This window comes from Nocardia sp. bgisy134, from assembly GCF_057708325.1.
This window is the reverse complement of the sequence record NZ_JBYIRW010000018.1, coordinates 186,174-193,254: the sequence shown is the minus strand read 5'-3', so window position 1 is coordinate 193,254 and position 7,081 is coordinate 186,174. Positions and strand designations below refer to the sequence as shown.

The following is a 7,081-nucleotide window of genomic DNA, read 5'->3' as shown; positions in this document are numbered from 1 at the left end:
CCCCCCCCCCCCCCCCCCCCCCCCCCCCCCCCCCCCCCCCCCCCCACCCCCCCCCCCCCCCCCCTCCCCCCCCCCCCCCCCCCCCCCCCCCCCCCCCCCCCCCCCCCCCCCCCCGCTTCTGTGTGCTGTGCGGTGACGGGGTTTCGGCGTCAGTTGCCCAGCGAGTCGATCAGCGCGGCAGCTGCTGCAGCAGCTGCTGGAACTGGCCCTCCAGGCCGTACTGCTTGGCCAGCTCGTTGACCTGCTCGACGACGTCCTGGCTCTGCTCGGGCGCGGGGGAGGGAAGCGCGGGGGCGACGGGCTCGGGCTGCGGCTCCGGAGCCGACTGGCCCGACTGCAGGTACTGTCCGCACGTCGGCCAGGCGCCGACGCCCTGGGTGGCGAGCACGTTCTCGGCGACCCGGATCTGCTCGTCCTTGCTGGCGTTGTGGGCGTAGCCGGCACCGCCGTTGGCGGCCCAGGTGCTCTGCGAGAACTGCAGACCGCCGTAGTAGCCGTTACCGGTGTTGATCCCCCAGTTGCCACCGCTCTCGCACTGGGCCACACCGTCCCAGTTGTGCGTCGGCGCGGCCTCGGCGGTGGCGGTGGAGAGTGCGAACGGGACGGCAACAAGGGCACCGGTGACGGCGGCGAGGCCGAGGGCGCGGGTGCTGAACTTCCGGTTCTCAGACATGGTGGTTTCCCTCCCTGCGCCCACCGACTCGACGAAGGCATCGCGTCCCTGTCCCCAGGAGGTCGGGGATCTCGAACCGCGGGACAGGGTCGCCGGTGTTCGGCGGTTCGAGTTCGTGCCCATCACGGTTGATCCGGGCCGTGGACCGACCGTAACGAAGAATCTCGGTCAGATCACATCTTGATAACTTCGGCAATTGCATGAAACGAATAACTGAAAATCGGCATTTACACTGGTCGTCAACACCTCGAGTATGCAGTCTGGACGGTCCGTTATAGCACCGTTATGTGGGCGAGATCACTCCGAAATAGTGATGGCCGTCACGTTTGAACGCAGAACTGGACGGTTGGTCATCGAAAATGACCCCCGTCTTCCCGCTCGAAGTGGGCGCGTCCCCGCTTGGGTCTCGCGCCTCCGGTTCGTCCCCGGCACCGGTGCTCGCACTCGCGACCGGCGGCGACAACGCTGTGCCGCGGAGATTGTCCGCCCGCGTCGTGTGTCTCGGGCCAGTGCAAGCCGCTGACCTGGCCGAATAGTCCTCCGGGTAAGTGATTTGCCTTCTCCGTGTAGACGTGTGTAATCTGGTGTTCACCGACGCGGGGTGGAGCAGCTCGGTAGCTCGCTGGGCTCATAACCCAGAGGTCGCAGGTTCAAATCCTGTCCCCGCTACAAACGGCTCGAGGCCGGAGAGATTTCCAAATCTCTCCGGCCTCGAGTCATTTTCGGCTTCGTGGATCTTGTGTGACGTTCGGCGGGGATCGCCGCATCACACCACGCGGAAACGGTTGCGTTCGATCAGTGGCCGAGCCGAAGGGCGGCGGCCGGTGGGTGAGGTCGACGGCCAGACGCGCGCGGAGCGTCCGACCGCCGACGATCTCCGGGTAACGATCAGGGCTGGCCGCTGATGGCCGCGTTCATCGCGTCCATGAACGGTTGGCCGCCCATGATGGCCCCGCCCGCGATCGCTCCGACGGCCGCGCCGATGGGACCGGTGATGATGCTGAAGAAGCCGAGGCCGAGCACGGCTCCGATCAGACCGCCCAACAACCCGCCGGCAACCACACCGACCACGTTCTTGTTGAGCTCCGACGTGAGGCGCGCCATGGAGTCGACCTGCTGCAGCTCGCCGATGGCTTTCGCGTCCGCCGTCGGCGTGAGCGTGAGCTTTCGACCGTCGGCACTGATCTCGTTCGCCACCGACAGGCGTTGCCCCGACAGCTCGTATGTCAGCGGCACGTCGGTGACGACCGCGCCGCGATCGGACTTCAGCAATACCTTGGCGCCATTGTCGGCGAGCTCGAACCGGCCGCCCTCGACGGTGGTCGTGACGACGCGGGAGGAATCGGACAGGACGGCGCGGTAGCCGACTCCCTGATCGACGCCGGACGCCGAAATTTCCTGCTTCTCGGGCGGATTGGCGTTCACGGTACCCGCGGCGATTCCCACCGCGGCGGCGACCATGAGGGTCGTCGTGGCAAGCGTGCCGAACTTCATGCTGGATTTCCTTCTGACGAGGTCTCCGGCTCCTGCGGCCGGATGGCGCGTGACTGTATAGCGCACGGGCGGACCAGTGCCCGAAAACGTTTGCCCATAAACATAATCGGCAGGTGAACCCGGGGATCGTTGCCTATTCGTGACCTAGTCGAGCGACCGAATTGGGTTCGGCGGGCGTCGATTCGACACCGCACTCGGGGGCATGTAAGGATTCCCTGAGTTTTCAGAGTGAAAGTTTCAGACTTCAGATCTCGTCAGGGCGAGATTCGAAGCGTGACAGCTGTGGAGGGCGAGATATGTCGCGCCAACGTGTCCGTGCCGGTTTCGCCCTGGCCGCATTCATGCTGGTGTTCGCGCTGTGTACGTTCCTGACCATCATGGTCGCGTTTTCCATGGACGGCCCGGAGCCCACGGGCAGCGCGAGCCCGACCGTCGTCGAGACCAGCCGGACGACAACCACATCGGCGACGCCGATGACCTCGGCTCAGCCCGATCCTGCCGCCTCGGAGCCCATCGTCGAGGGCATGCTCAGCCAGGCGAGCAAGGCGCCGACCGCGATTCAGATGAACGTCGGTGACTGCGTGCTCGTCGGCGACGGCGGCGCGAACGCGATCGAGAAAACCGCCTGTGGCGGAGGCGGTTCCAGCTACAAGGTTTTCGACAAAGTGGCCGCCGACGGCAAATGTCCTGCCGACGCCGACCATGCCTATGGCGAAAGTGTGCGCGGAGAGCAACAGGGCTCGTTGTGCATGGACATCGACTGGGTGGTCGGCGGTTGCATGGAACTCGGCCACGGAAATCCGAAGCACATCGATTGTGGCGCGGGCGGTGCGGCGAAGGGCGTGCGCGTTCTCGAGGTCAAACATGGCATCACCGATGTCAATCAATGTGCCTCGGGCAATTACGGATTCGTTTACAATCAGCGCCGCTTCGTTGTCTGCGTCGCCGAGCTCTGAGTTCGGCAGGCGTCGTCCGCATTGCGACTCGCCTGCGGGACGGGGCAGGCCCCGGTCGCCATCTGTGCAGGTCCGGCGGATGACGGGCGGCGCGTCCTGCCGGACCGAGAGGCGCGACCGCGTCATAATCCACGACGTGAACGCCAATGACGCTTTCCTGACCGCGTTGCAGCGCGAGCGATTCGTTCCGGATCGAATGGACGCCTTCGCGGGCGACGAAGCATCGGTGAAGTACGGCAACGTGCGGGTGTCGCCGGGTGCGCGGCTGTCGGTCGCGCAGACGGCGAGCGCGCCCGATCTGGAATGGCCGCTGCGAGAAGACGGTTCCGATATGTATACGGTCCTGATGTTCGATGTCGACGCGCCATCGAGAGCGACGTCGCATGGACTGTGCTGGCTGCATTGGGCGGTGGGAGATATTCCGGGACTCGATATCGCCGCCGGCGCCGAAATCGTGCCTTACGCCGGTCCGACCCCGCCCAAGGGTTCAGGACCGCATCGGTATGTGCTCGCGGTGTATCGGCAGTCGCGTGAATTCGTCCTGCCGCAACTCGACCGTCCCCGGTTCGATCCACTCCGATTCGCGCATTCACACGCACTCGAGCCCATCGCCGCGAATTTCTTCGTCACCGAGAACGAGTAACGGGCGAACCCGTTCGGTTGAGGCGTCGGAAACTCGGCGGCGTGGATTCGATCGCTGATCGTGTCGCGGGGTGTGCGTCGAATTCTGGACCACTATCATTTTACTCTTGTAGCGGCCTAATCCTCACCGGTGCGGCATCGCCACGGATTCAGCTCGCGGACCAATCACACGACCACCTGCGCCTACCGCTCGAATCAGCGGTAGGCGCAGGTGTTTTCGCAATGAACGCAATATCGGACAGGCAATGGGATTGCGCGCGATGCACACCCTTGGAGCCGGCGCGACCCCGGGGGTGAGCTCTTTCCACACCTTTGGTGCCTATTTGCGGAGAGATTGCGGGACGACGATAGCTATCGAGGCTGGTACCCGGACAGCCGGACCTCCCTCTCACCCCCCATAAACGAATCGCGCCCGCCAGGAGTTCACCGGATGCATTCCAACTTCGTCGCACATGTTCGCGGTCAGGTCCGCGCGTATGGCGACACCAGGAAGGAGGTCGAACCGTCCGTCCGGCGCCTGCGCGCTCGCCACCGTCTGGCCGACCCGAACCAGCAACCGAAGGACTCAGGAGATACCGCAAGATGAGAACACTCGTGCTCGCCCAGCACGGCGCCCTCGTCGTCGACTGGATGACCGCTCGGGTCGCCGATTACCTCGGCCGCTCCCCGCGCGATATCGACCCCACCCTCCCGCTCGCCGAGCTGGGCATCGATTCCGTGTCCGCGGTGAACCTCTGCGGCGAGATCGAGTTCGAGTGGGACCTCGACGTGGATCCGACGATCGTGTTCGACCACCCGACGATCCTCGACCTCGCCGTCTACATCACCGACCAGGTCGCCGACCGGTCCGAGTGGGCCGCATGAGTGAACGTGGTGAGCGAATCGTGTGCCGGCGCGCCTCGCGCATGCTGGAGCCGAGCGTCAGAGGAGCTCGTGCTTCTGCGGGCGGACGGGTGAACCGGTGACCGGGTATGTCGAGCGGTCCGCGGACCGCGCTGTATCGGAGTCGGCGCCGTTGCGGCTGTTCTGCTTTCACCACGCGGGCGGCGGTTCGTGGCTGTACCGCGACTGGCAGCGCGTACTGGGCCCGCACACGTCGGTGTGGCCGGTGTTGCTGCCGGGGCGCGAGCGTCGCAACGGAGAAGAGCGGTTTCGGGAAATCGAGCCGTTGATCGCGGACCTGGATGCCCAGCTGGACGAATACCTCACCGTGCCGCATGTGTTCTTCGGGCACAGCATGGGCGCGCTGCTCGCCTACCGGCTGGCGAGTCGCAGGCGCGAGCGTGGCGCGACAGTGCCTGCGGCGCTGATGGTTTCGGGCTGTACAGCCCCGCACCTGCCGACACCGCTGCCTCCCGTCGAAGCGCTCGACGACGCGGCGCTGATCCGTTTGCTGATCGACCTCGGCGGGCTGCCCTCGCCGATCCAGGAGTTCCCGTCGCTGCTGTCCGGCGTGCTGCCGGTGATCCGGGACGACCTGCGCGTCTGCCTCGACCATCGAGGCGACGGCCGGCCTCGGCTGCCGTGTCCGATCCACGTCTTCGGCGGCGACGCCGATCCGCTGGTCGACGAACTCGAGCTGACCGCGTGGCGTGAGCACACCACCGCCTCCAGCGAGGTGCGTATCCTGCCGGGCGATCACTTTTCCCTGCTCGATCGTCCGCGGGAACTTCTCGATCACCTGCGACCGCTGCTGCGCCGTTACGCGACGAGTCAGCGCGTTTGTACGAATCGCGCTGCGCGGCAGCCCTTCGCGCGCTCGGCGTAGTGGCGTCCCGTCAGGCCACGCTTCGCCGGGGCGCCGCGGAAGCGGTCGGCCGCGCGGGCGCCGTGATGGGCAGCGCCGCAAGCATCCGTCCGAACAGCCGGGCGAAACGCAAGTGCCCCACCACTTCTCGCCTGCCGAAGGCGAGCGACCACACGGTGTCGGTGCCGGTCGGCCCGGTGTCGCGCTGTTCGAAGCGGTCGGCCAGCCAGTTCATGGTGAAGGGGGTGCCGATGTAGAGCAGGGGCAGGTGCAGGCTGAGCCGGTCGCGCAGGTACCGGATCGTGGCCCCGGCCGCTACGTACCGCTCGACGTGCGCGTCGACGTCGGCGACGGCGATGAGCTCGTCGTTGACGCCCTGAATCACCAGCATCGGCATGGTGGGCGCCTGCACGCCGGGGCGGATGTCGTCGAGGACGTAGCGCATCTCGGGGCGGGCGAGCAGCTCGGCGAAGGTCGTGCGGCTGTACCTGTCGATGTTCTTGCCCGCGAACCGCGGGATCAGCTCGAAGGTGGTGCGCGATTCGGCCTGGGCGAGCAGGCCGAGGAAGTCGGGGTGCAGCTCGTCGACCAGGACCCGGTCCAACGCCGGGTATGCCCGCCGCAGCGCCGCGACGCAGACGGTGGCGAAACCGGACAGGAAGGTGCCGTTGAGCCGGACGAATGCCGACGCGAGGTCGCCGACCGGGGAACCGGCCACCGCGCCGACGATCGCCAGCTCCGGCGCGTACTCGGCGGCCAGCTCCGCGGCCCAGGCGGTGGCCAGCCCACCGCCCGAATAGCCCCACAGGCCGACCGGCGTGGTCGCGCCGAGGCCGAGCGGGGTGAAATTCAACGCTGCCCGGATGCCGTCGAGGGACCGATACCCCGGTTCGCGCGCCACGCCGAACTGGCCCGACATGCCCCCGTGGTCGGGCACTGACACCGCCCAGCCGCGCGCCAGCGCGGCGCCGATGACGGGCAACTCGAGCTGCGGAATGGCGCCGAGAGCCCGCGCTCCGCGGCGCAGGGCATAGGACGGGAAACAGCGGGAGGAGACGCCGTCGATCGCGCATTGGAACGACACCAGCGGGCGCGGCACGGTGGGATCGGCGCCCCACGGCAGCAGCACCGTGGTCACCGCGACCTCGGGCACGCCGTTCAGATCGCACGTCCGGTAGAGCAGTTGCCATGCCGAAATGCGCTGCGGGACAATGCCGAACAGTGCGAGTTCGACCCGCCGGGTGCGCAGCACGGCGCCGGGGACGTGACGGCCGAGGTCCTGCGGCGGCGCGTAGAACGGATCCTGTTCGGGGATCAGCGGCCACGGTGAGTACGCAGACGACGCGGTGGCCGGTCCGGCGGCATCCGAGGTGGTGCCCACGCTCATCGGTGTTGGTCCTTTCACGCGGCGCGGCGCACGGCTCGGGCGCCGCGGTGCGGCGGATTCGACCCGGGAATTCCGGCGCGGCGGTCCCACTCAACGTAACCGGCGGAGCTCGGCAGGTTAATTGGCGCGGGAGACAACCTGTGTGGCCGAAATTCTTCCCACCGCGCGCGGCGTCGCCGGTC

At 67.2% G+C, this 7,081-nt stretch carries 7 protein-coding genes and 1 tRNA gene; 5 read left to right on the top strand and 3 right to left on the bottom strand.

All coding sequences use genetic code 11. The annotated features are described in order from the left end of the window. Positions 1-169: 169 nt before the first annotated feature. Positions 170-673 (bottom strand): transglycosylase family protein, encoded by a 504-nt coding sequence (locus AC3ERS_RS28275; protein ID WP_431971134.1) that lies wholly within the window; start codon positions 671-673, stop codon positions 170-172. A gap of 595 nt (positions 674-1,268) precedes the next feature. On the opposite strand from AC3ERS_RS28275, the gene AC3ERS_RS28270 reads away from it, so the two are divergent. Continuing rightward, positions 1,269-1,342: transfer RNA gene (locus tag AC3ERS_RS28270), tRNA-Met, on the top strand. A gap of 219 nt (positions 1,343-1,561) precedes the next feature. Here AC3ERS_RS28270 and AC3ERS_RS28265 read toward each other — a convergent pair. After that, positions 1,562-2,134 carry a DUF8020 domain-containing protein gene (locus AC3ERS_RS28265; protein WP_431971133.1) on the bottom strand — a complete coding sequence of 191 codons (573 nt, stop codon included), beginning with the start codon at positions 2,132-2,134 and terminating at the stop codon, positions 1,562-1,564. Positions 2,135-2,463: 329 nt separating this feature from the next. On the opposite strand from AC3ERS_RS28265, the gene lppU reads away from it, so the two are divergent. The 4 genes from lppU (at position 2,464) to AC3ERS_RS28245 (ending at position 5,533) form a co-directional block, all read left to right on the top strand. Beyond that, a complete protein-coding gene (gene lppU, locus AC3ERS_RS28260) occupies positions 2,464-3,123 on the top strand; it encodes an LppU family putative lipoprotein (RefSeq protein WP_431971132.1) in 660 nt (219 codons plus the stop codon). Between the two features lie 136 nt (positions 3,124-3,259). Then, on the top strand, positions 3,260-3,766 hold the full coding sequence (locus AC3ERS_RS28255) for a YbhB/YbcL family Raf kinase inhibitor-like protein (RefSeq protein WP_431971131.1): 507 nt from the start codon (positions 3,260-3,262) through the stop codon (positions 3,764-3,766). A gap of 581 nt (positions 3,767-4,347) precedes the next feature. After that, entirely contained in the window at positions 4,348-4,629 is a 282-nt protein-coding gene (locus tag AC3ERS_RS28250) for an acyl carrier protein (RefSeq protein ID WP_431971130.1), read from the top strand. A 97-nt stretch (positions 4,630-4,726) separates the two neighbouring features. Next, positions 4,727-5,533, top strand: coding sequence for a thioesterase II family protein (locus tag AC3ERS_RS28245; protein ID WP_431971129.1), 807 nt, complete (start codon positions 4,727-4,729; stop codon positions 5,531-5,533). A gap of 10 nt (positions 5,534-5,543) precedes the next feature. Here the strand turns inward: AC3ERS_RS28245 and AC3ERS_RS28240 are convergent, their stop codons facing one another. Then, complete coding sequence (locus AC3ERS_RS28240; protein ID WP_431971128.1) at positions 5,544-6,899, bottom strand: lipase family protein; 1,356 nt, start codon at positions 6,897-6,899, stop codon at positions 5,544-5,546. Between the last annotated feature and the right edge of the window lie 182 nt (positions 6,900-7,081).

What these genes read in the sequence shown, in the direction of transcription:
- AC3ERS_RS28265 (WP_431971133.1), bottom strand. Translation starts at nt 2,134, where the DNA reads ATGGTCGCCGCCGCGGTGGGAATCGCCGCGGGTACCGTGAACGCCAAT.
- AC3ERS_RS28250 (WP_431971130.1), top strand. Translation starts at nt 4,348, where the DNA reads ATGAGAACACTCGTGCTCGCCCAGCACGGCGCCCTCGTCGTCGACTGG.
- AC3ERS_RS28275 (WP_431971134.1), bottom strand. Translation starts at nt 673, where the DNA reads ATGTCTGAGAACCGGAAGTTCAGCACCCGCGCCCTCGGCCTCGCCGCC.
- lppU (WP_431971132.1), top strand. Translation starts at nt 2,464, where the DNA reads ATGTCGCGCCAACGTGTCCGTGCCGGTTTCGCCCTGGCCGCATTCATG.
- AC3ERS_RS28240 (WP_431971128.1), bottom strand. Translation starts at nt 6,899, where the DNA reads ATGAGCGTGGGCACCACCTCGGATGCCGCCGGACCGGCCACCGCGTCG.